The organism is Glycomyces niveus, from assembly GCF_017592475.1.
Classification (GTDB): domain Bacteria; phylum Actinomycetota; class Actinomycetes; order Mycobacteriales; family Micromonosporaceae; genus Glycomyces; species Glycomyces niveus.
The window spans coordinates 405,218-429,344 of record NZ_JAGFNP010000003.1; the positions used below are offsets into that span (position 1 = coordinate 405,218).

At 70.2% G+C, this 24,127-nt stretch carries 18 protein-coding genes; 3 read left to right on the forward strand and 15 right to left on the reverse strand.

Going from position 1 to position 24,127, the window contains the following annotated elements:
- Positions 1-212: 212 nt before the first annotated feature.
- Positions 213-1,247, reverse strand: a complete 1,035-nt coding sequence (locus J5V16_RS07670) for a glycerophosphodiester phosphodiesterase family protein (protein ID WP_243900883.1) — start codon at positions 1,245-1,247, stop codon at positions 213-215.
- Between the two features lie 629 nt (positions 1,248-1,876).
- Here J5V16_RS07670 and J5V16_RS07675 point away from each other — a divergent pair.
- On the forward strand, positions 1,877-2,605 hold the full coding sequence (locus J5V16_RS07675) for a DUF6270 domain-containing protein (RefSeq protein ID WP_208495484.1): 729 nt from the start codon (positions 1,877-1,879) through the stop codon (positions 2,603-2,605).
- Positions 2,606-2,859: 254 nt separating this feature from the next.
- On the opposite strand, the gene J5V16_RS07680 is transcribed toward J5V16_RS07675, so the two are convergent.
- The 8 genes from J5V16_RS07680 to J5V16_RS07715 form a co-directional block, all read right to left on the reverse strand.
- Positions 2,860-4,650 carry an ABC transporter ATP-binding protein gene (locus tag J5V16_RS07680; RefSeq protein WP_208495485.1) on the reverse strand — a complete coding sequence of 597 codons (1,791 nt, stop codon included), beginning with the start codon at positions 4,648-4,650 and terminating at the stop codon, positions 2,860-2,862.
- A 165-nt stretch (positions 4,651-4,815) separates the two neighbouring features.
- Positions 4,816-6,684, reverse strand: a complete 1,869-nt coding sequence (locus J5V16_RS07685) for a CASTOR/POLLUX-related putative ion channel (protein WP_208495486.1) — start codon at positions 6,682-6,684, stop codon at positions 4,816-4,818.
- A 330-nt stretch (positions 6,685-7,014) separates the two neighbouring features.
- Positions 7,015-8,238 (reverse strand): methyltransferase, FxLD system, encoded by a 1,224-nt coding sequence (fxlM, locus tag J5V16_RS07690; protein WP_208495487.1) that lies wholly within the window; start codon positions 8,236-8,238, stop codon positions 7,015-7,017.
- A gap of 70 nt (positions 8,239-8,308) precedes the next feature.
- On the reverse strand, positions 8,309-9,166 hold the full coding sequence (locus tag J5V16_RS07695) for a hypothetical protein (RefSeq protein WP_208495488.1): 858 nt from the start codon (positions 9,164-9,166) through the stop codon (positions 8,309-8,311).
- A gap of 294 nt (positions 9,167-9,460) precedes the next feature.
- Positions 9,461-10,054, reverse strand: a complete 594-nt coding sequence (locus J5V16_RS07700) for an RBBP9/YdeN family alpha/beta hydrolase (RefSeq protein WP_208495489.1) — start codon at positions 10,052-10,054, stop codon at positions 9,461-9,463.
- A 90-nt stretch (positions 10,055-10,144) separates the two neighbouring features.
- Positions 10,145-10,951 (reverse strand): class I SAM-dependent methyltransferase, encoded by an 807-nt coding sequence (locus tag J5V16_RS07705; RefSeq protein ID WP_208495490.1) that lies wholly within the window; start codon positions 10,949-10,951, stop codon positions 10,145-10,147.
- A 171-nt stretch (positions 10,952-11,122) separates the two neighbouring features.
- Positions 11,123-11,743 (reverse strand): LysE family translocator, encoded by a 621-nt coding sequence (locus J5V16_RS07710; protein WP_208495491.1) that lies wholly within the window; start codon positions 11,741-11,743, stop codon positions 11,123-11,125.
- Between the two features lie 90 nt (positions 11,744-11,833).
- Complete coding sequence (locus J5V16_RS07715; protein ID WP_208495492.1) at positions 11,834-12,538, reverse strand: YqeB family protein; 705 nt, start codon at positions 12,536-12,538, stop codon at positions 11,834-11,836.
- Positions 12,539-12,812: 274 nt separating this feature from the next.
- Between J5V16_RS07715 and J5V16_RS07720 the strand changes: the two genes are divergently transcribed.
- Positions 12,813-13,304 (forward strand): hypothetical protein, encoded by a 492-nt coding sequence (locus J5V16_RS07720; RefSeq protein WP_208495493.1) that lies wholly within the window; start codon positions 12,813-12,815, stop codon positions 13,302-13,304.
- A 33-nt stretch (positions 13,305-13,337) separates the two neighbouring features.
- Here the strand turns inward: J5V16_RS07720 and J5V16_RS07725 are convergent, their stop codons facing one another.
- From J5V16_RS07725 to J5V16_RS07740, 4 genes are all read right to left on the reverse strand, one after another.
- Positions 13,338-14,471 (reverse strand): PrsW family intramembrane metalloprotease, encoded by a 1,134-nt coding sequence (locus J5V16_RS07725; protein ID WP_208495494.1) that lies wholly within the window; start codon positions 14,469-14,471, stop codon positions 13,338-13,340.
- Positions 14,468-15,064 (reverse strand): hypothetical protein, encoded by a 597-nt coding sequence (locus J5V16_RS07730; RefSeq protein ID WP_208495495.1) that lies wholly within the window; start codon positions 15,062-15,064, stop codon positions 14,468-14,470. Before J5V16_RS07730 ends, J5V16_RS07725 begins: the two co-directional genes overlap by 4 nt.
- 85 nt (positions 15,065-15,149) lie before the next feature.
- On the reverse strand, positions 15,150-16,568 hold the full coding sequence (locus J5V16_RS07735; RefSeq protein WP_208495496.1) for a hypothetical protein: 1,419 nt from the start codon (positions 16,566-16,568) through the stop codon (positions 15,150-15,152).
- A gap of 32 nt (positions 16,569-16,600) precedes the next feature.
- Positions 16,601-17,287 (reverse strand): hypothetical protein, encoded by a 687-nt coding sequence (locus J5V16_RS07740; RefSeq protein WP_208495497.1) that lies wholly within the window; start codon positions 17,285-17,287, stop codon positions 16,601-16,603.
- Positions 17,288-17,504: 217 nt separating this feature from the next.
- Here J5V16_RS07740 and J5V16_RS07745 point away from each other — a divergent pair, with 217 nt between their 5' ends.
- A complete protein-coding gene (locus J5V16_RS07745; RefSeq protein WP_208495498.1) occupies positions 17,505-18,431 on the forward strand; it encodes an FG-GAP repeat domain-containing protein in 927 nt (308 codons plus the stop codon).
- Here the strand turns inward: J5V16_RS07745 and J5V16_RS07750 are convergent.
- Complete coding sequence (locus J5V16_RS07750) at positions 18,401-19,942, reverse strand: glycosyltransferase (protein WP_208495499.1); 1,542 nt, start codon at positions 19,940-19,942, stop codon at positions 18,401-18,403. The genes J5V16_RS07745 and J5V16_RS07750 overlap by 31 nt on opposite strands.
- The gene (locus tag J5V16_RS07755) at positions 19,939-24,003 is read right to left on the reverse strand and encodes a glycosyltransferase (protein ID WP_208495500.1); all 4,065 of its coding nucleotides are present in this window, start codon (positions 24,001-24,003) and stop codon (positions 19,939-19,941) included. The genes J5V16_RS07750 and J5V16_RS07755 overlap by 4 nt, the downstream gene beginning before the upstream one ends.
- Positions 24,004-24,127 lie beyond the last annotated feature (124 nt).

Genomic DNA, 24,127 nt, shown 5'->3' on the forward strand with positions numbered 1-24,127 from the left:
CACCCCATGAGACCGTGGTCTTTTTCGGTTGGTCGGAAGGCGGATGCGGGTGGGAAGGGGCACGCCCTACGCGCCCAGCGCGGCCGCGCCGCGCGCGGCGCGGCGAGGCGAGGCCGCAAGACGCCACGCGGCGGGTCCGGGAAACGCCGAGGGACCGCCCCGGCGGCAGGGCGGCCCCTCTTTCTCTGTGCGAATCCTGGGTCGGCCCCGGGCTAGCAGTCGCGCGCGGCGATCGCCAGGTCCGGGAAGTCGCTGAAGACCGCGTCCACGCCCAGGTCGTAGAACAGCTCGAACTCGGCCTCGTAATCGCCCCACGCGGCCGGGTCGGAGCCCTCGCGCAGATTCGCCGGGAGGAACGAGTTCTCGGCCCGGAACGTCCAGACGTGCACGTCCAGCCCCCGCTCGTGCGCGCGCTCGACGATGTCGGTCGGCTCCGAGATCGAGCCGTCCGCCCCGCGCGGGAAGATCCGGTTCTTGTTGAGGCTCACCGTGTCCAGCGTCTCGGCGTACTCGTCGAGCGTCGCGTCCGGGATCGCGCCCTGGCCGTCGATGTTCAGCCCGATCCGGTTGTCGACGCGCTCATCGATGTTGAGCAGGCTCTCGTACTCGAACGACTGGATCCACACCGGCGACCGCTTCTTGTCGAGCTTGCGCTCCTCGAGCAGGTCGGCCAGCGCGTCCTCGATGCTCATGCCCTTGTCCCCGTAGTAGGACGGGTGCTTCATCTCCGGGTAGGTGATGACCTTGCGGTCGAGGGTCGCCACATAGTCGAGGACTTCGTCGTACGTGACCAGCTCGAACTCGCCGTCGTGCTCGGCGCTGCCCGGGCGCAGGGCCGGCAGGCGCTCCTCGGCGCGGAGGGTCTTGAGCTCGGCGAGGGTGAAGTCGTCGGCGAAGAAGCCGGTGACGGGCTTGCCGTCGATGAGCTTGGTGGTCTTGCGGTCGGCGAACTCGGGGTGCGCGGCGACGTCGGTGGTCTCGTCGAGGACCGGCTCGTGGCGGGCGAGCAGTTCGCCGTCCTTGGTGAGCACGAGGTCGGGTTCGATGACGTCGGCGCCCATCTCGACGGCGAGCGCGTAGGCCTCGAGCGTGTGCTCGGGCAGGTAGCCGCTGGCGCCGCGGTGCGCGATGACGAGGGGTTCGTCGTGGTGGGGCTTGGCGGCGGCCGGGGCGGCGGCGAGGCCGGCGAGGGCTCCGGCGGCGGTCAGCACGGCCGCGCCGCGCAGGAGCACGCTCTTGAGGGACATGAAGGTCCTTTCGTGGGGACGGCGCGGCCTTTCGGCGCGGTTTCCATCGGGGATGGGCCTTCAGTCAAGCGGCCGCGGTCGTCACCCGTTCGGCGCGAACATGAACGGTGCCTGAACGATGTCAGAAATCCGGCGCGCGGCGGTGGCGGACACGCAAAGCGGCACGACGATGAACGGCCGTGCGGGAGGCCGTCGCCTCGGCGGTGGTGGCCACCCCGGCATGCACCACCCTGACCATCGGTACGGTCACCGAGGCGACGGCCTCCCGTTCGGTCCCCTCCCGGCCGGTCCGATCGCGGCAGGGATGCCGCGATCCGATGCCCGAGGTCGCGAGCCGCAGGTATCGGTTTCTAGATCGGCGCTCCGGAAGGGAAGCCGGGGAGGCTGGACCTCCCCGAAACGATCCATATATTGATAGGAACCGTTTTCTAAGACATCTTGGCCCATCCGCGCCCGCACGTCAAGCATCGAAGCGCTCGAATGTCCCCGGTTGCGCCGAGACGGGCGCCAGGTTGCGCGCAGATTGCCTGCGGCGGAACAACAGAAGTGGCCTCTTCCAGCACTTCCGCACGCCGCCCCGGTCCTGCACACTGGACATTTTCGCGCCCGCAACCGGAACGGAGCCCCCCATGGAGCCGACCTATTCGCTGATCGGCTGCTGCGTCAGCCGCGACGCCGCCGACCTCGGCCGCGACCCGCTGCCTCCGCCCGTGCACTTCGTCTCGCGCACCCGCATCCAGAGCCTCGTGTCGACGCCCAGCCCCATCGATCCCGACGACATCAAGCTCGACTCGGCCTTCCAGCGGCGCACGATCGTGGAGGACCACCAGAAGACGGCGCTCAACCCGCTCGCCGGCATCGACCACCCGATCGTCATCGACCTCATCGACGAGCGCTGGCAGCTCATCGACACCGGCTCCGGGCTGGTGACCTCGACGATCTACTTCCGCAACGCGGGCCTGGAAGAGCGGCCCGGCAACACGCTCGTGCCCAACGACACCGAGCTCGCCGACGACGGCCCGTTCGCCACGGCCACAAGGGAGTTCGTGAAGCGGCTCCCCGCCCGGCCGGTGCTCATCCACCGCGCTTTCTGGGCCGCCCTCGACACGGCGGGCAAGCCGGTCAGCGACCTGCGCCGGACCCGCCGGAACAACGCCTGGCTCGAGCGCGCCTACGATCTCCTCGAAGCGGCCCTCGACGACCGTGCCCTGCCGCCGGTCGAAGTCGACGCCTCGCTGCGTGTCGCCGACCCCGGCCACCGCTGGGGCATCGGCCCGTACCACTACGTCGACGAGTACTACACCGAGCTCGCCGGCCTGGTCCGCAAGGCGCTCGCCAACGCCCCCAGCCGAAGCTGAGTCAGCGCCCCCAGGCACGCCCGCGAGGTGCCGTTTCGCTCGGCAATCGCGCGCGGCGAAACTGCACCAGCGCCGTAGGAGGTGGCCGTCTCGCCTAACGACCGCGAGGCGAAGCTGAACCAGCGCCGCAGGCACGCCCGCCCAGGCTCCGTCTAACGCATCGGCGATGACCGCACGGCCATCGCATCGCCCTGCGGCGCTCCGCTACTCGGCGCCGGACCCCGGCCGGGGTCCGGCGCTCGTCAGCGCTTTTCCTAAACGGCCGTGAGCAGCTGCGAAGCGGCCAGGTCGCGGTACAGCTCGTCCTTCTCCACCAGCTCCGCGTGCGTGCCGACGGCCCGCACGAGCCCGGCGTCGAAGACCACGATCTGGTCGGCGCTGGTCACCGTCGAGAGCCGGTGGGCCACAACGAGAACGTTGGTGCGCTCCGCCGCGTCGAGCATCACCTGCTTGAGTGCGGCCTCGTTCGCGGCGTCGAGCTGCGAGGTGGCCTCGTCGAGCAGCAGCAGGCGCGGCTTGCGCAGCAGTGCCCGCGCGATCGCGACGCGCTGGCGCTCGCCGCCCGAGAGGGTGGTGCCCCGGTAGCCGATGCGCGAGTCGAGCCCGTCCGGCAGCTTGGCGACCAGTTCGGTGAGCCGCGCGACCTCCACGACCTCGTCCAGGTCCGCATCGCTCGCATCGGGCGAGGCCATCACGAGGTTCTCGCGGAGCGTGCCGTCCAGGACGGGCGCGTCCTGCTCGACGTAGCCGATCAGGCCGCGCAGTTCCTCGAGCGGCCAGTCCGCGACGTCGACGCCGTCGACCTTCACCGAGCCGGTGGTGGCCGGGTAGAACCGCTCGATCAGCGAGAACACCGTCGTCTTGCCGGCGCCCGAAGGGCCGACGAGCGCGGTCAGCCCGCGTCCGCTCGACGTGAACGAGACGCCGTGGTGGACGTACGGCAGGTCGTCGGCGTACCGGAAGGTGACGTCCTCGAATACCACCTGCGCGGGACCGGAGCTCACCGGGATGCGCACGGCCTCGGGCAGGTTGCCCTCGGAGGAGGAGTCCTCGGCGTCGAGATTCGCGACCTCCTCGACGCGGTGGATCGCGGCCAGGCCGGTCTGCAGCTGCGAGAGCGACGCGACGAGGCCGTTGATCGGCCCCATCAGGTAGAACAGCAGCAGCAGGAAGCCGATGAGGGTGCCGACCTCCATGGCCCCGGAGGCGACGCGCGCGCCGCCGACGCCCAGGACCATGAGGAACGCGATGTTCACCGGCAGGAACGCGACCACGCCCGCGAGCGCCTCCCAGAAGGACGCCTTCACGCCCGTGTCGCGGGCGACGGTGGCGGCGCCGTTGAGCCGCTCGATCTCGCGGGACTCCGCGCTGGAGGCCTTGACGGTGCGGAACGCGCTGAAGATCCGCTCCAGCAGGGACCCCATGTCGCCCAGGGCCTTCTGCGAGGCGACGGTCGCGTTCTGGATGCGCGGCATGATGAACAGCATCATGACGGTGACGAACACGACCATGGCCATGGTGGTGCCGAACAGGGCCAGGTCGAGCCAGGCCATGAGGGCGATGCCGCCGATGATCATGAAGGAGTCGGTGACGCCGCCGATCACGGTGGTGCTGGCGACGGTGCGCAGGAGGTTGGTGTCGGAGCTGAGCCGGGAGACGAGGTCGCCGGGTTTGAGGCGGTCGACTTCGGCGACTTCCAGGCGCACGAGCCGGTCGATGAGCTGCTTGCGCACGGTCAGGACGACGTCCTGCCCGGCGATCTGCATGAGGTACGGGCCGAGGGCGCCGAGCGCGCCGCCGACGAGGACGACCGCGCCGAGGTAGAGCAGCGGTCTGGTCAGCGATTCGTTCGCCGCGAGGGTGTCGATGACGTCCATGGCGATGAGCGGCTGGACGAGGCCGACGAGGCCTCCGGCGAAGGAGAGCGCGCCGCCGATGATGAGCAGGCGCAGGTGCTGGCGGGCGTAGGCCCACAATCGGGTGATCGGGGCCCGCGCGGGCGGCGCTTCGGCCGCGTCGGGGGCGGGTGTGGTGGTGTCGGTCATTTCCTGTTTCCTCCGCTGGGTGCTGCGGTCTCCATCGAAGTTACCTGCGGCCCCTGACACCGGCATCGGCCGAAGGTCACAAGCGTCCTACGACCATGGTCGTACGCCGGTCGGGTGACGGTGACCGTCCGCGACGAGAGCCGCTCCCCGACCGGCGCGACCGGTTCAGTCCTCGGCGAGGACGATGACTTTGTCGCCCGGCTGCAGCATGAACTGCACGCCCTTGTCCGGGTTGAGGTGCACGCCGTAGTCGGGGGCCTGCTTGGCGAGGGCGGCCACGCGGTAGCCGATGGCGGTCTCGCCGCGGCGGCGCGCGGACTCGGCGACGGTGTAGAAGTTGACCGGCACTCCCGGGCGCACGTAGTGCTCGGCGGGCTTGAGGTAGATCTCGGAGCCGTCCGGGCTGAACAGCTGCCCGAAGACCTGCGAGAGGTGCGGGTTCTCGGCCGTCTGGGTGAGCAGGAGGCTGATGAGCTTGTCGCTGACGATGAAGTCGTCGGCCTGCGTGACCTGGGCGAGCGTCCGGTTGCGGTCGTCGGCCATCTCCGAGACGACCTTGAAGCGGCTGTTGCTGCGCTGGGCCATGTCGCGCAGGTGCAGCAGGGTCACGAGGGTCTTGGAGTCGGCGAGCTGCGGGGCCACGTCGTCCGAGCACAGGGCGATGATGTGGTTGTACGAGCCGGGGTTGAGCGATTCGAGGAGGACCCGGTCGGTGGTGTCGTCCTCCTTGAAGTTGAGGCCCTGGACGCGCATGGTGGGGCCGATCTTGCGGATCGCGTCGGGCGCGTCGGGGTGGTCGGAGACGACGTCGGTGACCGAACCGGGCGCCACATACTGGTCGAGCTGTTCGAGGATCATGCGCGACATGGCGTTCCAGCCGAGGATGAGGGTGCGCTCGGGCCGGTTTCCGTGGTCGGCGCGGGCGACGATGGCGCTCTCGTCGATGACGGGCCGGGAGCCGTCGAGTTGAATCGCGGAGTCGTCGGCGGCGATGAGGATGAGCTTGTCGCCGGGCTGGAGCGAGGCCGAGGACGGCGGGTTGATGATGCAGCGGCCCTCCTTGGTGAGCACGCCGATGAACGACGACGTGCGGTAGGAGTGCAGGGCCTGGCTGAGCGGGCGGCCGAAGAGGCCGGGCTCTTCGACCATGTAGATCTCGTCGCCGCCGAAGTCGAGCAGGTCGGTGTAGACGACGGAGAGGCCGGACTGGCGGCAGGTCTGCACCATCAGGCGGGCCATGAGGTCGTTGGCGTCGACGATGTGGGCCGCGCGGCCGCCGGCGAGGCGGGCCGCGGGGAGGTTCCGGCCTTCGACGACCGCGCCCACGACGTGGCACTTGATGCCGTTGCCGCCCTGGGTGACGGCGAGGAGCGAGCGCACGAGCTGCGCGTCGGGGTCGTCCTCGGCGGAGGTCAGGATGATGACGCTCTTGGCCTGCGAGGCGTTGACGAGGGCGATGCTGTCGGGGTCGGCGGGGTCGCCGGTGCGGCAGACGACGTGTGTGGACTTGAGGTTCGGGATCTTCGTGCGGATCTCGTCCTCCATCTCCACTTTGTCGCGGTCGGCGAGGATGGCGATGACGGCGCGCTTCTCGCTTTCGTTGGCCTCCACCAATTCCGAGATGACGATGAAGACCTGATCGGACCATCCGAGAATGACGGTGTGATCCTTCTCAACGACGAGCGAGCGGCCTTTCCGGAGGTCCTCGAGTTTCGCGTCGAGACCGGTGGTCAGCACACCGACGAGTGACGACAGGATCACCAGGCCGCCGATGGTGGTGACGAACATGACGACCATCGCGGGGCCGCCGTCCTCGTCGCCGGTAATGGTCCCGGCGTCAAGGATGTGGATGAACGACTTCCACAATGTACCGCCGAAGCCGTCGGCCCCTCCTGCGATCGCGAGGAATAGCGCGCCTATCGCGGTGAGCGCCAAGGTGATTACGGTCAGCCAACCAATGAGCGCTTTCGTGCCCTTCGACATGGTGTTGTCGAACCAATAGCGTGCCCGCTGCTTGAACGTCGGCTCGGACATGGGGCGTCCTTTCTGGGAACGGCTTTCGACCGGCCGACTCGGGGCGGAGGCGAGTGGGGCCGGGAGTATTTCCGGGGCGTCAGCCACTATTACTGCATTGCATCCACTGCGACCGGTCGCAGTGATGTCGCTACACGGGGTCGCCCGGTCCAGAGGAGGCGCCAGGGGGTGGACGCGGCGAGAGTCGGGCGACGACGCCTTCCCACCCTAGTTCGAACCGTAAGGCAGGGAACGGGAGGGTTGCGGACGGCCGCTCAGATCGGTTCGCACGCAATGCGCGGGCAACGCCCCCAGCCGCCAATCCCGAAGCGGCCGTTGGGGTCTCGTCCACTACTCGAAGCCGTTCCCTTCGAAGGCCACTTCGATCGCGAGGCGGGTGTGCCGCTTCGGGACGGTGAAGCGCGGCTCGACCTCCGGGCCGGTGCCCTTGCGGTAGGCGGTGATCTGGAGGCTCACGCCGTCGCGGCATTCGCGGTCCCACACGCGCACCTCCTCGGCGACGCGCGCGGCGAGCGCCGGGCCGTGCGGCCCGTGGCCGCGCACCCCGATCTCGATGCCGCCGCCGGTCCTGCGGCACACCAGGTACGCGAAGTCCTCGCCCTCCACCACGGCCGGGTTGGCCCAGCGCAGCAGCAGCCGCTGCAGGCCGTGGTCGCCGAAGGGCGCGCTCATGCGCCCGTATCCGGCGAACGCGCAGGCCAGCCACAGCGAGAGCTGCGTGGCATCGTCGTTCACCTTGAGCTGCACCGGGGTCCATACGGTCGTGCCCCGCCCGTCGAGCACGCCGCGCACGCCGTCGGCCTCGACTTCGTGCTCCACATGGAAGGTCATGATGCGGCCCTCGGAGAGTTCGACGGCCTGGCCCTCCTGGCTGCCGAGGCCGCGCATGGGCATGAAGCCGCAGCTCACGATCGAGCGGCTGCGCATCGCGCCGTCCGAGTAGTCGAACGCGACCGAATGCTCGCACCCGCGGATACTCAGGGGCGCAACGAGTCTGCCGCCCTCTGCGAGCTGGTCCCACCAGGCCGGGGGCAGGTCCCAGGTGCCCACGGTGGCGATGATGCGGTCGTACGGCGCGTCGTCGACGAACCCGAGTTCGCCGTCGCCCTGCACCACCCGCACGCGCCCGGAGCCGACCTCTTCGAGCGCCCTGCGCGCCCGCCCGGCCGTCTCAGCATCGATGTCCACAGTGGTCACTGCGCCTTCGGGGCCGACGAGCGCGTCGAGCAGGGCGGCGTTGTAGCCGGTACCGGCCCCGATTTCGAGCACGCGGTGGCCGGGCCGCACGTCGAGCTGCTCCAGCATCTCGGCCACGATCGCGGGCTGCGAGGCGGAGCTGACGGGCTCGCCGTCGCTGTTCCGCTTGGTGACGTAGACGTCGTCGGCGTAGGCGATGCGCAGCGGCGCCTCGGACACGAACCGGTGGCGCGGCACGGCCAGCATCGCCGTCTCCACCGCCCCGCTCCGGATCACCCCGCGCGACCGCAGGCTCCCCACGAGGCGGGTGCGCAGCTGGTGCGCCTCGTTACCGGAAGTATCGGTGTGATCACCCACATCTTCCAGCGTACGTCCGATGTGCCACGTCCGCCTCCCCCAGTTCCAGCGATTGGAACGCTTCCACCGCTCACTCCCGCTCGGCGCAGCGGGCGTCTAGCATCGCCCACAGCGCCTCGCGCCGGTCCTCCTGCACGTCGATCGGGGTGGCGACCGGTTCGCCGCCGTCGATCACGATCCACGCGGTGAACCCGAACGGGTGCTTCGCGTCGCCCACCACGTGCCCGTCGCAGCGGTGCGCGTCGAACATCAGCGGCACGGAGACGCCGCCGCCCTCGAGGGGCTCCGACGCTTCCGCGCGGATCTCGAACAGAACGCTTCCGCGCACCTCGGACACGTCCAGCGCCGCCTCTCCCAGCGGCGTCACCTTCAGCCTCCCTTCGAGGGTGCCATCCGCGGCCGCGGCCAGCTCCCCCAGCTCGATGCGGGCGCTCGCGGCCACCGCCTTCGCCGCGCACGCCTCCCGGATCAATCGGTCAAGTGTGCCGTTCGGGTGCGACAATTCCAGGGTCACGGTGTGAACCGCCTGGTCCTGGGTCTCGACTTCGAGGATCACCGAGGCGGGGTCGGCTATCGAGGCGGTGCCGTCGGGGCAGCGGGCGTCGCCGTACTGGACGAAGAGGTCTCGGGCGGCGGCGTAGGGCGGGACCTCGGTGTCGAATTCCTGGACGCCCAAGGGCGCGAAAGAATCCGTGACGACCTCGGCGCTGAGGACGCGCACGGACGCGTCGCCGCCGTTGGTCACCGCGACCGCGAACTGGCCGGGCTTCATGAACATGCGGCGGATCTCGGCCGTCGCGGAGAGCACGGGCGGGTCGGAGACGGCGGCGGGCTCGGCGCCGCGCGGGCTCGCGAGGGTCCCGGCCAGCGCGGCCGAGGCGGCGGCCAGCGCGAAGACGCCCACGATGGCGATCCGAACCCAGCGCATGAGGCCTCCCGGCGAGCCGATCCAAAGGCCCGCAGGGGGTACGCGAGCCCGACCGATCTCAGTCTGGCACTGGGGAACGACCGTGTGAAGAGGTCTCGCCCAGCGCCCTGAGGTCGGGTGTGTCGAGTCGCAGCGCCCCCGATCATCAAGGGTGCCTCGCGGGTGCGACGTTGTTCGCGGGCGGCAAACGCCGCTGGCACCCCCGAGGTCGGGTGTGTCGGAACGCGACGCCCCGGTCTTCAGGGTGCCTCAGGGGTACGACACTGCGCGGCCCGCAGGGCCGGCCGGCTGCCGTCAGGCGTTGGGGACCAGGCGTTCCGACTCGTCGAGGCACCAGGCGAGGGCCGAGGGCCAGCGTCCGTAGCCGTCGTCGGGGGTGATGTGTCCGCCGCCGGGGATCACGTCCACCTCGCAGCCGAGGGGCCGGCCGTAGTGCTCGGCGGCGCCTTCGGTGCAGTACGGGTCGGCGTCGGAGCAGGCCAGCCGCACCGACTTCGATGCGAGCCGGAGCGCGGCCAGGTCGAGGCCGACGGTGGTGAAGCCGGCGATCACGTCCCAGTCGTAGGCCGCGGGGCCGGGCGGGCTCACGAGCAGGACCCGGTCGGCCGCAAGTGGATTGGCCGAGGCGGCGTCGGCGGCCGCGAGGTGCATCCAAGCGGCGCAGGCGAGGCTGTGGGCGATGACGACCTTCTCGCCGCGCATGAGCGCCAGCTCGGAGCGGATCGCGTCGGTCCAGTCCGCGAGGCTCGGCCGGTCGGTGTCGGGGAGTTGCGGGTAGAAGACCTGCTCGCCGCGCTCGCGCAGGTCCATGGCGAGCTCGCGCTCCCAGTGGCCTTCGGGGCGGCGGTTCTCCACGCCGTGGAGGATGAGAAAGCTGCGGTCCCACATGCACTGGACGTTAGCGGCAACCGGTAACGGCCGCGTAAACCTTCTCAGATCCCGGCCCGCCGGCCAGACGGGGCCGGCGGGCGACAGGGCTCAGACGTTCGCGACGGTCAGCAGGTGGTTGCTCGCCCCGAGCAGCGAGGACTCGGCTTCGATCACCCGCAGGCCGTCCATGAGGTGCTTGCCAGCCTCGGGCTCGTCGATGAGCCGCTCGAGTTCGGGGAGGTACCCGGGGAAGCCCTGCACGGCGTACTGCGCCGCGCCGGGGAGGCCGGCGTCGGCGAACTCGGAGGCGACCTCGCCGGGGTGCGAGAGGTACGCGGTGGTGAACATGTCCTGCTCGTAGAAGCGCAGGTCGCCTTCGCGGAGGATGCGGAGGCTGTCCTCGGCGCTGATCTTGCGGTCGATGTCGTTGGACTGGAACAGAAGCCAGTCGCACCAGCCGGAGCTGCGGTTGATGGTCGCGGCCGCGACGACGCCGCCGGGGCGGGTGCAGCGGGCGGCTTCGGCGATGGCCTGGACGCGGTGCTCGCGGTCGGTGAGGTGATAGAGCGGGCCCATGAGCAGCACGGCGTCGAAACTCGCGTCGTCCCAGGGCAGTTCGCGGGCGTCGCCGACGACGGCGGTGACGCCGGGCAGTTCCGCGGCCACCGCGACCTGGCTCGCGACGGGGTCGATGAGGGTGACGCGGTGCCCGTCCCGGGCGAGCCATTCGGCGTGGATGCCGGTCGCGCCGCCCACGTCGAGCACGTCGAGCGCCTCGCCGGGGAGCTTGCGACGCAGCAGGTCCTGCATGCGGGCGAACTCCAGGCGTCCGCGCGCGCTGCGCGTCAGGCGCTCGCGCTCGCCGCCGCGTTCGTAGTACGCCTCGATCTCGGTCTCAAGTTCCCAAGTGCTCATGGCGATCATTCTGCATGAGCTGCAGAGAAATCGCTATCTGGTTCCGGGCGCGGAAACGGCGGCCGGTCTGCCGTCCCGTCGCGCTCCCGCAAGCCCGAAGGGTCGGTCGGCTGGCCGCCGCGCTGTTATCTCACCTCATGCCCGACCGCCGCCGCCGCGCGGGGCCGCGGTTCAGTTGGCGGCCACCCGCAGTCCGAGCGCGACCATGACCGCCCCGGTGACGCCGTTGAGCCAGGCGCGCACGCGGGGGCGTTCGAGCACGGCGCGGAACAGTCCGATCAGGTTGGCGAGTCCGATGTAGAACAGCCCGCAGACGGCCATTCCGACCGCCGCGAGCTCGCCGATGAGCACGGCCTGCGATCCGCCGCCGCCGAGGAACTGCGGCATCAGCGCCGTGAACAGCACGACCGCCTTCGGGTTGAGCAGGTTGCACATCAGGCCGGAGCGGAACGCGGCCCAGTGGCTCATCGGCCGGTCGAGTTCGATCTCGGCGACCGGCCGCCGCCGCTCTCTGATCGCCGCCCGGATCGATTTCAGGCCCAGGTAGACCAGGTAGACCGCGCCCGCGAGCTTGACGGCCGTGAAGGCCAGCGCCGAGGCGGCGAGGAGCGCGGCGAGCCCGATCGAGGTGGCGACGACCCACACGACGATGCCGAGACCGATCCCGACGGCGGTCCACATCCCGCTCACGCGCCCGGAGAGCACGGTGTTGCGCACGACCATCGCGAAGTCGGGTCCCGGGACGATGGCGGCGAGCAGGATCGCCAGGCCGAAGAGCAGCAGCGTGGTCATGGACTCCCCCTTGTGCAGTGCGTCGACCACCATGCTCCGCGTTTCGGGCGGTGGCCGCATCAGCACGGTGACGGGGTTCGGTGACCGGGTTCAGGCCGGGTCGGCGAGCCGCCAGTACTGCTTCTTGTCCTTGTCGTGGACGACGACGCCGAGTCCGTCGAGTTCGTCGAGGAGTTCCCGCAGGTCGTCGCCGTTGGACTTCTCGAGGGCGTGCTGGCGAGCCTTGAGCACGGCGTTCGCGCCCTGCGGGAGGCCGTCGGCGCCGGGGACCCAGCGCCGGTATTCGGCGGCGTACGGGTCGCCGTCGGGCAGCCAGGCGTAGCCGTGCCTGCGGAGGGCGGCGGCGAGCTTGTCGCGGTCGAGGTCGAATTCGACGTTGGCGAGTTCTTGGCGGCGGTGGCCGAGCACGACGACCCGCTTGTCCTGCACGAAGACGCCGCGCACGTCGGCGCGGTCGGCTCCGCGCTCGTAGTCGCCGCGTTTGAGGTCGATGCGGTCGCGCCCGACGGTGATGGTGAGCATCTCGTGGATCACGAAGAAGGCGAGCACGAGTCCGGCGATGAGACCGACGCCGATGCCGACGATGAGCTGGAGGGTCGGGGAGAGGTCGGTGAACCGTTCGATTAGGCCTTGGAACGGGAACCATGCGAGGCCGGTGATCCATTCGGCGATGAACGTCAGCCCCCATCCGAGCCCGGCGCCGAGGAGCGGCAGGCCGGTGAGGAAGGCCGGGCCGATCCAGGGGGCGTCGGCCACGGTGGCGGTGTCGCCGGTGCGGGTGCTGTCGGTGGGCATTGGGCTCGCCTTTCCGTCGATCTCGAACGACCGTATCCACGCTGCTTGAGCTGCGCAAACGATCCGGTTGAGAACGAGCCCAAGGAAGGAGCGGTTTCGCGCGGGTCGATACCGAAGGCGCGCGGGACGCCGCCGGGCCGATACGAAAGTATCGCCGCCCGTACTCGCAAACCGTTGAAAATGCCGCATACGGGATGCGGCTCGGCTAGCGTCCGAAATGTTCGATCCGGAACGCGGCCATGGAGATGCGCCGCGCGCGAGAAAGGCCCGGACCGTGTCGGGAACAGTTCACCGCCGCCCTACCGCCTTCGCCGCCGCTGCGGCGCTCCTGCTCTGCACCACCGTCGCCGCTTCCGCCGCGGCGTCCGGCGAGACCGCCGACTACGTCGACATCGTGCTGGCCGAGGGCGACGGCAGGTGCGCGGTCGAGCGCGTCCAGGTCGACGCCGCACCGCCGGCGACCGTCGCGATCGACACCGACAAGATCGACTTCGACTGCAGCGGCAGCACCCGGTTCGACTTCGCCGCCGACACCGCGTTCGCGTTCGACGACGCGGCGGGCACCGCGACGGCCGAGAAGGTGCGCATCGCCGCCACGAAGTTCGGCGTGACCTGCACGTACGAGGCCGCCCGGGTGACCCTGGAGCGAGACGGCGTGTCTCGCTCCTACGGCGGCGGCCCGGTCGGTGCGAAGAAGGTCAAGGGCTCGTTCCTGTGCCCCGGTTCGGTGAATCTCGACAGGGCCGAGGTCGTGTTCCACCAGTGAAAAGGGCCGGGCGAAACCGCCCGGCCCTCTCTTTCACAGCACCGGCGGCGTCCGGTCAACCAAGGTCCCCTGCCGCGCCGCGGCGACGGCGTCCCGCCACGGCTGCGCGGCGGCCGGTTCGACGCCTTCGGGCACGCGTTCCTCGAGCAGGTCGAGTTCCAACTGCTGCAGGCGTTCCTGGGCCACCCGGACCGGCCCGAAGCTGCGCAGGAACCGCCGCCGCGAGCGCCGCCGCGACAGCGTCTCGGCCTCGATCGGAGCGAGGCTCCCGGCCTGGACCTCCTCGGCCGAGACCTCGGCCCAGCGGGTGCGGAAGTGGCGGCGCACCACGAGGTACACGATCACCAGGATCGCGAAGTTCGCCAGGGGCTTGCCGATCGCGCCCGCGATCCCGCCGAACAGCGGGCTGTCGAACAGCCAGTGCATGCCCATCGCCAGCGCGAGGCACCCAACCGCGACCCACACGCGCCGCGAGAGCGTGCGGCCGGAGGCGCTGACCAGGTATCCGATCCCGGCGCCCGCGACGGCGCTCATCGCCCAGTGCGAGCCGATCCCGGTGAGCAGGATGCGGATCCACAGCACCTGCCCGGTCGCGCCGACCGGGTCCACGCCGCCTGACATGCCGATCGCGTTGAGTCCGTATGTGAAGTTCTCCATCATCTGGAAGCCGAAGCCGATGAGCGCGCCGTAGACGAAGCCGTCGGCGGCGCTGCGCACGAGCCGGGTCGAGACGCACGCCAGGAGCAGCACGCCGGCGGTCTTCACCAGTTCCTCATTGACCGGGGCGGTCATCGCCGCGGCCCAGTCGGCGGCGGTCTGGAGTCCCAGTGCCTCGGTCCAGGCTGTGAGGAGCAGCCCGTTGAGCAGCAGGGCCATGCCGCATGCGGCGAAGGCACCCCACATGAGCGCGAGCCAGGTGCCCGCCCACGGCGGGGCCTGCACGGGACGCAGGAACCGGCGCGCCACCCAGAGGGCGACCGCGAGGCTGAAGGCCAGCACCACGATGTCGAGCACGGCGCTCCCGGGGAAGGCCAGCACGACCGGCAGGAAGTCCTTGTTCAGCGTCCACAGCCCGAAGGCGGACAAACCGATCAGGGTCCAGAATCCGACGGTCCGGCCGCTGACGGTCACCGGGCGCGGCATGACGACATGGTTGTAGACGGTCATGACTCCTCCTCGAACGCGATCGAGTCGACGAGGGCGGTCGCGGCGGCACGAGAGTCCTCTTCTGATTGGGCGGGCGCGAGGACCTGCACTTGCACGGCCCGCACCCCTTCGCCGTCGGGGAGCACGAAGGCCTGTCCGGCCCGGTCCCCGATCTGGATGTCGCCTTGCACCCCGGTGAGGCCCGCGGCGTTGCGGTACTCGGCGGCTTCGGAGAGCCGCACCTGGATGCCTTGGTGCCGTTCGATGTCCAGGAGCCGGTCGAGGCCGGTCCACATCTCGTCCGGCGTGGTCCCGTCCGGGTAGGTCACGCTGGTGAGTTCGACCATCACGTCTCCGTGCACGAGCACGAGCCGGGAGTTGAGGTCGCTCAGGGCGTTGTCGACGGCCCAGCCGTCCCCGACCTGGACCGAGGCGTCCCGGTCCGCGCCGAACTCGATCACCGTGTCGGGCACCAGCTGCACCGCGTCGGGCTGCGACCGCTCGAAGGCGGTCTCGGCGCCGATGAGCGCGAGCAGCACTGCGACCACCGCGAGCGGCACCCATATCCGGCTCTTGCCGCGCACCGCGTTCCCCGCGGCCCCTATGTCGTCCATGAGTTCAACATAGCCAGAATCGGGCCGCGTTAACCTGGGAAAACTCTCATATTCGCCGGTTCTTGGAGAACTCCCATCGATCCTTTTAGGGCGCGCCGTGGACGGCGGCCCCGTTGAGGAAGGTCTGCTGGACGTTCCACACGTCCGGGTTGAGGGCCATCCGCGCCGAGTACCACACCCGGTAGCCGGGCTTGCCGAACTCGGTGTCCGCGTACATGGTCGCCCGGTACAGGTGGTCGTGCATCGCCGGTTTGAGCCTCGGCACGGCCGAGAAGCGCTGGCTCGCGAAGCTCGTCGGCGTCGTTCCGTAGAGGAACAGCAGGTCGCCGTTGCGGCCGGTGGAGGCGATGTCGGTGTCGTTCAGCAGACCGATGTACGAGTCGCCGTTCTTGGCGACGTCCAGGTGCCACGGCTCCTTGCCGTTCTGCATGGCCCCCAGGCTCACCGTCTGCATGGCGCCCCAGTTGGCCTTGGCGGGGGTCGCTCCGCCTTCGAAGTAGACCATGCGGTTCGGCGACCGGTTGATCTCGATCGCCCACATGACCCAGCGGCCGTTCTCGTAGATGAGGGCGGGCGACAGCGGGCGGCGCTCGGGCATGGAGCTCCGCATGACCTCCGTCGGCGCCGACCAGTTGACGCCGTCGGTCGAGGTCGAGTACTTGATCCGCTCCTGTGCCGCGTCCGGGATCACGACGCGCCAGAACACGTACAGCGTGTTATTCGGGCCCATCTCCAGGTCGGTGTCGGAGTTGTAGGGGCCGGGCAGGCCCGGCTGGTCGTCGATCGGGTTGGTGAGGCCCGGGGGCACGACCCAGTTGACGCCGTCGTTGGACACGGCGATGTTCGGGTCCTCCCAGGCCGAGTTGCTTCCGGGATAAGGGGTGTGCGCCATCCAGTACTCGTAGCCGTTCCAGCCGCCGGGCACCCGGATGACGGCCGGGTGGGTGGTCTGTCCGCCGCCGAGATCCTGCTGGGTCGGGATCGTTCGCTTCCCGCCGTAGGGCCCCCAGACCCTGTCGGGGATCTCGGCCTGCTCCGGGACGACCGGTGCGCATTCCTCCAGATCGGCCTCGCCCTGCACCACGATCGTCTCGAGGCGGCTCCCGTCCGCGGCGATGCGGTCGATCTCCGCTTTCAGGACGACGTGGGCGGTGTCCCCGGGGACGATCGTCATTCCCGAGAGCGCGCCCTCGCCGGTCGGCGGCACCTCGGCGCCGGGTTGGAGGGTGCCCTGGAGATCGCCTTCCCGCCAGGGGCTCGTTTCGGGGCCGGTCTGGACGTCGGTGCCGGCGACGGTATAGCGGTACTCCGGGTGGGCGGGGGCGTCGATGTCATCGGCGAGCAGGAACTCCACCTCAAGGTCGCCCGCACCGCCGCAGGTCGCCGTGGCGAATTCGAGGACCGGTGCAGGGCTCCGCTGGGCTTGGGAGGGGAGGCCGACCATCATGGCGGCGAGCAGTCCGGAGGCACTCACGAGAAGCCGTCCGCGTGCTGCGAAGCGCATGTCGTTTCCTCTCTCCCTAGTGGAATGGTCGTTCAGCCGGGGTGGGTGATGGTCAGCTCGAATTCGGTGATGATGCCGATCGGTTCGGAGCCGGTGACGCCTTCCTGACCTTCCCAGAGCAGTGCCAGGCTCGGTATGGCGAAGGTCTGCTCCACCGGAGGGAACGGCGGGTCCGCGACGGGTTGGGTCGGCAGCATTCTGATCGGCTGGGTGTAGAGGAAGTCCGTGCCGCTGGTAAGACCCGGGACCAGGTCCACTTTGAATTCGATGCCGGGGTTGAAGATGATCGACTGGGTCGACGTGTCGTACTGGAAATCCACCGGGATGCCGGGGCGCATCGCGAGGTAGACCTGGCCGAAGTCTGCGAGTTCGTCCGACGAGCCCACGAGGTTCGCGGCCACCATTGCCTGGTCCCCCTCAGGTCTCGCGAGGTCGACCTCGCCGGTGATCCCTCCGGTGGTGAACGTTTCGGTCTGCCCGAGGATCTCGATCGTCGCCCCCGGACTCGACAGCGAGACGCGCCGGTAGTTCGGACTTTCGTCCACGGTCTGCTCGGGCTCCCCCAGCATTGATTGCCAGGTAGAGGGAGGCGCCGCTGCGGTCAAGGTGGCGGCGAGCAAGATGACGATCGGCGCCGCGATCGCGACTACGGACAGCCGGCGCCCGCGCAGGACGGAGCGTTCGCGTCCGGTGCGCCGTTCGGCCGATGCAGGTGCCATGAGGCCGCTCCTGTTCCTCTTGGAGCTCGGTCAGGTCGTTCCTTACCGGACGATAGCGACAACGTTCCGGGGGCAGGCCGATTCAGCGGAAACTCTTGAACATGGGCGTCGCTCATCCTTTCAGGAATCAGGACCGAATCCACTATGTCTAGTTGAATGAGAATCGCCTGTACAGGCATTCGAAGTGGGCTTCGGCCCCGATCACGAAGGAAGCAGCATGGAAGACAGCACCATCCGCGGGCGCCTCGCCGGGTTCCGGCGCAGGCTCCTCGTCTGGAGCACAGGTATCGTCAGCGTTGCGGTCCTCATCGTCCCGAACGCGGCGTTCGCCCGATCCGACGACGGCGCCGAAGCGGCCTCGCCCCAGCAGGTCCCCTCCGGGGCCTACGACTACAACGGGGACGGGCTCGCCGACATCGTGGCGCGCAGAAACTCGACCGGGGCGTTGGAAGTCTGGCCGGGCAACGGCAACAGCGGCTTCGGCACCCGCTACACCGTCGGCTTCGGCTGGAACGCCATGAACCTCATCGAGACCGCGGGCGACCTCAACGGGGACGGCCTGGCCGACCTCATCGCCAGGGAGGCGAGCACCGGGCGGCTGTACTTCTACCCCGGCAACGGCAGCACCTTCTCGCCGTTCCAGTCGATCGGCCGCGGGTGGGAGGTCATGAGCGCCATCGTCTCCGGGCACGACTACACCGCTGACGGCAACGTCGACATCATCGCCGTGGAAGCCGGCACCGGCACCCTGTGGCTCTACCCGGGCACCGGCACGGGGGTCACATTCGCCCCGCGGCTCAACATCGGATCGAGCTGGAACCAGCTGCACGAGCTGACCGCAGTCGGGGACACCAACGAGGACGGCCACCCGGACGTCGTCGCGGTTCGCAACGTCGCCGATTGCATGTACTTCTACGCGGGACCGGGCAGCGAGAAATTCAAGCCCGGAGTCCTGTTCGACTGCGGCTGGGACGTGCTGGAGGGGGCCGCCGCCGTCGGCGACTTCACCGGCGACGGCCACCTCGACTGGGTCGGCAAGGACCCTGACCACAACCATCTCTACCTGTTCCACGGAGACGGCACGGGCAGCTTCTTCAGCTCGCCCGTGATCGACTACGGCTGGAACTCGATGACGATCGCCTGACGGCGCTCACCCGATGGCACACCGGCCGCCGCAGCCAGCGGCAGCCGGTCCATGAGGGCCTTCGCCGAGAACCGGTCGGCCAAGTGCGCCCAGGCCACGGCCTGCTGCGCCGCGTACGCGGCGGCGTCTCCGGCCAGCCGCTCAGCGACGGCCGCGACCTCCCCCGGCTCGCAGTAGACCGCGGCCGGTCCGAACGCCGGCGCGAATCGCCGGTCCATGATCACCGGCACCCCTGCCGCCATCGCCTCGAGCGGCGCCCTGTCGCACGCGCCCATGGCATCGGCCTCGGTGAAGCAGACCATCACGTCGATCGCCGCCAGGAACTCCCTGGTGCCCAACATATCCGGTGCGGGCATATGCACGGCCCAGTTCTCCGGCAGTCCGCCGAGCAGCCGCGCCGGCGCTTCCGCACCGCCCAGGACGTGGATCTCGAACGGCTCCCGGTCGGGATAGCACTCCAGCAGCACCTCTCGCTCCTCCGGCCACTTGAGACCGTGGTCGGCGGCGGCGCGGCCGATGCGGACGCTGCCGTCCGGGACGCGGCGGCCGTCCAGCCGCCACTGGTCGACCTCGACGACCTCGCCCCACGGCTCGGCCGCCAGGTCGAGGTCGGCGAACGCCTCCGCGTGGTGCTCCCGCAGCACCGCCTGGACGAGCGGCCCGCCCGCGTACCAGGTGTGCTCCCCCAGCCAGTCCGTCACATGCCGTGCGACCGCCTCGACGCTCCAGACCTGGTCGCGCGGTCCCGTCTCGCCGTAGCGCTTGAACGGCGTCCGGTCGGCGACGACCGCGGTGCGCCCGGCCGCGATCCGCGGGCGCCGCTCGAGCGGGTGCATCAGCGCGAGCGGCGACCGCACGACCGCGAGCGCGCATTCGACCTCGTCGTCAAGGCCGATGCGGCGCACCGATCCCCCGTCGACGAGCGCCTGGATGCGGCGGGGCAGCGGAGGGTTCGGGTGCGCGCGGTACACCGGGTGGTGCAGCACCCCGACGCTGAGGCCGAGGTCCCGGCAGACGGCGATCTGGGCCGCGCTCGCGGCCGCACCGCCCGGTTCGCCGCCGACGATGAAGACGACGTCGAAGGCCGAGCGCTCCGGCTCGGACCGCCGCGTCCTCTCATGCTCGGTCTGCCACGCGGCGACCGCCTGCAGCACCGCGTACCGGTCGCCGATCGGGATGCGCGTGTTGCGGGCGACGGCCCGCACCTCGCGTATCGCCGACTGCGGGAACCCGCCGTTCAGCGCCTCGAAGATGCGCCGCAGCCGCGGGTCGGCGTCGTCGAGCGGACGCACCCGCTCGGCGGCGGTCCGCTTGGCCGCGATGTCGCGGCGCAGCAGCCGGATGCGCAGCACCGTGCCCCAATTGAGTCCGATCAGGACGATCAATACCAGGCCCGCGGCGAGAGCCGCGTACAGCGGGTCGAGCATGAGCAGCGGCAGCGTCGCGGCGGCCGCCGCGAAGGCGACGGCGGTGCGGCGGTCCACACGACGCGCAATGGCAGCGGCTTTCATCGGGCGCCTCCCAGGCTCGGTCGAACAGCGGATTCGGATTCGGTCGCAGCGACGGCCCCCGCCACCGCCCCGGCGCCCGCCCCGTCAACAGTCGCGGGCTTCGCGTCGACCTTGACGCCCAGCCCCTTCACCCTGCGCAGCAAGGCGTCCGGCGAGAACCGCTCCTCCACGACCCGCAGGCCCGCCGCGGCGCGCTCGGCGTAGTACGCGCGGTCCGCGCCCAGCTCGCGCACGCGGGCCTCGACCTCGCCGGGCTCGCAGTAGATCGCGCCGTCGCCGAACAGCTCGGCGAAGTCCGGCGAGAGGAGGCACGGCACCCCCGCCGCCATGGCCTCCAGCGGCGCCCGCCCGAAGGCTTCGAGCAGGTTCTCGTCGATGAAGTACGCGTACACGTCGACCTCGCCGAGAAAGTCGACGGCGGACATCGAACCGAACGGGTGCGACGTCCAGCGCTCCGGGATCGTGCCCAGGATGCGTTGCAGCGCATCATGGGCGCCGAGCATGTGGACCTCGATGCCCTCGGCGTCCGGGTAGGCGGCGCGGAGGCGCTTGGCCATGTTCGGGAACTTGGTCACATGGTCGCGGCTGTGCCGCCCGAGCCGGATCGGCTCGCCCTCGGCCCGGTGTCGGCGCTGGCGCGGCGTCCAGTCGGCGATGTCGATGGTCTCGTACCAGAAGTCCTCGGCGAGGTCGATGTCGGCCATCTCCTCGGCGTGGTGGGTGCGCAGCACGTCGCGCACGGCCGGGCCGATCGCGTACCAGGTGTGCGGGCCGACCCAGTCGGTGACGTTGCGGTGCACCGCACCGATGCTCCACGCGGTGCCGTAGCCGCCGGTCGGGCCGTACTCCTCGAAGGGCGTCTGGTTGACCAGGAGCACGGTCCGCGCCGCCTTGATCTCGGGCCGGTCCTCCATGATGTCCTCGAAGGCCACCGGGAAGCGCATGATCGCGAGATCGCAGTGGACGGTGTCGTCGGGGCCGATCTCGAAGACGCCCTCGTCGTCGAAGAGCGCGCGGATCTTCGGGTCGACGGGCCGACCCGCGGCGCGCTCCTTCACCGGGTGGTTGACGAGCCCGACGGTGAGCCCGGCCGACCGGTAGGCGAGGACTTCGGCCTCGTTGGCGGAGGTGGTGCCGCCCTTGAGGTTCAGCGTCGAGACGATGACGATGTCGACGTGCAGCGTGCGGGCCGGACGCCGGACGCGGGCGCGGTACGCGCAGAGCGCGGCGAGCGCGTGCATCTGGGTCTCGGTATGGCCCCGCGCGGAGCCGCGCGCGAACTTCTCGAGGCGGGCCTTGGCGGAGGTGGACCAGCCGTGGTTCAGCTTGACCTCCCAGGGCTCCACCAGGGCGAGCTTCTTGGCGGAGACGGTCGCGATGTCGGCGGCGTTGACCGACTCGGGTCCGGCCGCGTCGGCGCGGCCGCGGTCGAGCAGGCCGACCAGGCGCGACTGCATGCCGGCGGCGAGGAAGCACAGGACCGTGAGCGCGATGCCGGCCGGGAGCCACGACTGCGGCGCCAGGACCCCGAGCAGGGGGAGCAGCGGCGCGATGGCCGCCGTCGTCCACAGCGGCCGTTTCTCGAGGCCTCTTGCGACCTTCCGGAGGAGGCTGCGCTTGCCGCTCCGCGGCTGAGGCACGATCGGCTTCGGGCGCGGCGGGGCGCTCGGCGGCCAGCCCGCCACGGCGGGGAGGATGACGGCCCGCCACGCGGCCAGCGCGAGCAGCGACCCGGCCCAGACCGCGAGGCCCGCCGCCACGACCCAGGTCAGGGCGGCGGGTTCGATCGCCTTCGCGACCAACGCGGAGGCGGCGGCCGACGCGAGCCCGCCGGTGATGAGCAGCACGTCGCCGCGACGCACATCGCGGAACGAGCTCAGGCGGCGATCCTGCCGGCGGTCTTCCGCCTCGGGCTGCGCCCGTCGAAGCAGTGGACGTCCGGATGCGGGGTCGGCCGCGGTGGCCGAGACAGTCGAGGCACCCGCCACGCCCACCGCGAACTCGGCACTTGCGGCGGTCGCGGCCGCCAGGGCGACGGCGGCTGTCGCGTCGGATGCGGCTCCGGCAGCGCCGGACGCGGATACGGCGTCGGCCGCGGATGCGGCGGCGGGGTATAGGGCATGTCCCTTCCCACCCGCATCCACCTCCGACCTACCGAAGAAATGGGATGACTGTCTCACAGGGATCCGACATTCGTCCGGATTCGAGACAGCGTCGCGTTCCTTGGCGGCGTCGGACAGGGCCGAGGCCGAGGCGACTGGACCGGCATCGTCTTGCGCGTTCGCGGGGCTCGCCGAGTCGCCCTCCTCTGCGGCTCTGGTCGCGGAGCGCGTGTTCGGCGCGCTCGCCGTGCACTCGGGCATGATCTCGATGCGGCGGGCGTCGAGGACGGGGTGTTCGAAGCAGAGCAGTTCGGCGTACTCCGCGGTCGGGACGACCACGGGCGCCTTGTGGCGCGCCTCCATCTCCACGAAGTCGAGGCCATGCGCGGCGGCGACCTTCAGGACCGTCCGGTCCATCAGCGCCTGCTCGGCGCACACCCCGACCCAGTCGGGGCAGTGCAGCAGCCCGACCGCGACGCCCTCGTCCGCCCGGTTCGCCGCCTCGTCGAGCATCATGCGCCGCTTCGCGTCGAGCGCGCTCCAGTCCGCCGCATAGATGCGGCCGTACACGATCGCGCGGTTCTCCGCGTTCGACCGCGTGATGTCGTTCGCGATCGGGAACGGCCGCGGCCGCGGCATCGACGCCATGAACGGCGACGCCTGCCCCCGCCCGATCGCGCGGTGCCACCGCGAGAACCCCGAGTGGTACGCGAACCGGCTCGGCAGCATCCAGTGCCGCGACACCTCGCCCGCCGACAGCGTGGACCCGTTGTACCGCACCGCGGTCAGCGGCCCGCCGCCCATCCGCAGCGCCGCCTGGTCCCCGAACGCCGCCTTGACGCGGAACCGGTACTCAGAGTCGGCGGTCTTGCGCACTTCGTCGTAGAAGCCGACCTTCTTCAGGACCGCCTCCGCCCGGATCATGATCGGCGTCGACCGCGCCGCGATGAGCGCGATCTGCGGATCGATCATCAGCGACAGGTCCTCCGCGACAGCGATGCACCGCGACTCGACCATCACGAGCCCGTCGTTCGACAGCATCGGACGCACCTGCTTCGCCAGCCGCGTCGGGTGCGACCAGTCGTCCGAGTCGAGCCCGGTGATGAACTTCCCCTTGGCGACGGCCATCGCCCGGTTGCGCGCCTGGTACGTGCCGGCGTTCTCCGGCTGGATGAGCAGCTTCACCCGCGGGTCGAGCGCGGCGGCCTCCAGCAGGATCGGCTCGTACTCGGGGCCGGAGCCGTCGTCGACCAGCAGCAGCTCCCAGTTCTGCCATGTCTGCGCCACGACCGACCGCACCGCGGTCAGCAGCCCCTCCCCGGGCTGGAAGCAGGTCATGACGACCGAGATCATCGGCCCCTTCTCGATCGGCTTCAGCGGCGCGGTCCGCAACCCGTCGAAGTGCAGGGGCGCACCGCGTTCAGGCGCTTTGAGTTCGGTCCAGTCGGTGAACCGCCTGAACTTCCGCAGGTACGCCCGCACGCTGCCGCCGAGGCGGGGGTGGGCGTTCTGGCAGTCGATCGAGTCGATCAGCATGGCGCTGATCCCGCTGTAGGACTGCAGCAGCCGCCGCACCAGCCGCTTGCGGCCGTGCAGGTGCGCGGTCGTCACATGCAGCTCACGGTACTCGCGGGGCATCTGCGCGCCGAGCCTGCGGTAGGCGAGGTCGAACAGGGCGAGCGCGTGCGTGCGCTGGTCGTCGGTCGTGGCCTTCATCGCGACGGATGCGGCGAGCGCGCACAGCGCTTCCAGGTTGAGCGCGGCCTTCGCGAGTCGCGGAACGCGCTCGCGAAGCGTGAGAAGCGCATCGGGATCATCGGGGAAAGCGAGTTGTGCCAGAACCCGCAACGCGAGTCGCGAATTGTGGTACTGGCCCCACTCGTGGATGTCCTTGCAGCGCGCCGAACCCAGCGAATCGAGCGCCCGCTCGATCAGGGCATCGACGTTCGTTTGGCGCACCGCTTGCCTTGCATCGTCGTGGTCGGCAATTTCGCTCTGTCTGGTTCCGGGCACAGACTGGCGGCTTTTGATTTCGGGCAAACCGGTCATGGGCAGCTACTTTACGAGTCTTTCGGCCCCGATG